The organism is Nesterenkonia sp. PF2B19 (genome assembly GCF_001758425.2).
In the GTDB taxonomy this organism is placed as follows: domain Bacteria; phylum Actinomycetota; class Actinomycetes; order Actinomycetales; family Micrococcaceae; genus Nesterenkonia; species Nesterenkonia aethiopica.
The window spans coordinates 1-1,046 of sequence record NZ_MDSS02000134.1 but is presented as its reverse complement, the minus strand read 5'-3'; the positions used below and the strand labels follow the sequence as shown (position 1 = coordinate 1,046).

At 59.6% G+C, this 1,046-nt stretch carries 1 protein-coding gene; it reads right to left on the bottom strand.

Annotation, left to right across the window (positions count from 1 at the left end; all coding sequences use genetic code 11):
* On the bottom strand, positions 1–1,046 hold a 1,046-nt coding region (locus tag BCY76_RS17295; RefSeq protein ID WP_139827894.1), incomplete at both ends, for a choice-of-anchor G family protein.

Sequence of the window (1,046 nt, the reverse complement as noted above, 5' to 3'; positions counted from 1 at the left end):
GCGCCCTCGATCGCGCCCACCGTGATGTTGGTGACCTCTTCCATCAGATCATGGACAGTCTCCGCGATCATCGGATAGATCTCATCATCGATCAGCTCAGTGTTCGGGTTCTGATTATTCATCCCCGTGGGCTGACCAGGACGCAGCTCACCAGAGAGCAGCTGATCCAGATGCAGCTGCGCAGTACCGGTGGAGAAGTCCACCGTGAGCACCTGATTATTCGTGGTGATCGGCTCCGCGAGAATCGCCGCGAAGATCTCCTCCTGCATATTCGAGGACACCTCAGCAGAGAGCGAAGCACCCGGAATCACCGAGATCAGATCCGCAACATCGAGCAGATCATTGACCGTGTCCTCCATCGTGGAGTCAATCTCACCGATGGTGTCATAGATCATCGCCGCAGCCTCTTCGACCGCCGGAGAAGTCAGCAGCACACTGGCCTCACCCACCCGGTACTGGCCCAGCCCACCGACACCATCCTGATCCAGGAACACGCCATCCTCAGCGATGACCTCAGCACCACCAAGACCGAACAGCAGAGTCGCCTCCGAGACGATCTCCTCCGTGATCCCATCAACACCAGCAGCATTGAACAGCGAGAGCAGATCCAACTCCGCAGCCCCGAAGCCAGCCTCATCACCATCCAAGGTGACAGACCCATCCCCACCAGCAATGCCCGAGATCGCTCGAGCATCCACCGGCGAAGTGGTCTCCGACTCCGACAGCAGAACCCCGGCCTGACCGAAGTCCAGGATCTGATCCACCGGGATCTCGATATTGCCGATCCCGATCAGCTCATTGCCGAACACGTCAACATTGAGCGCTTCATCATTGGGCCCAGGATCTCCGTCCCAGAACGCCGTGGACCGACCCGCCCCAGCCAGATCCAGACCAGCCAGCGTGGAATCGACATTACTGGCCTCAGCCTCAGCCGGAGCCTCTGGAAAATTATCGACAGCCGCAGCCGCCGGCAGCGCATAAGCACCGACCGAGATCGTCGATGCCGCACCGACCGCGAGAGCACGTTTCAGAACGCCTCTCCATGG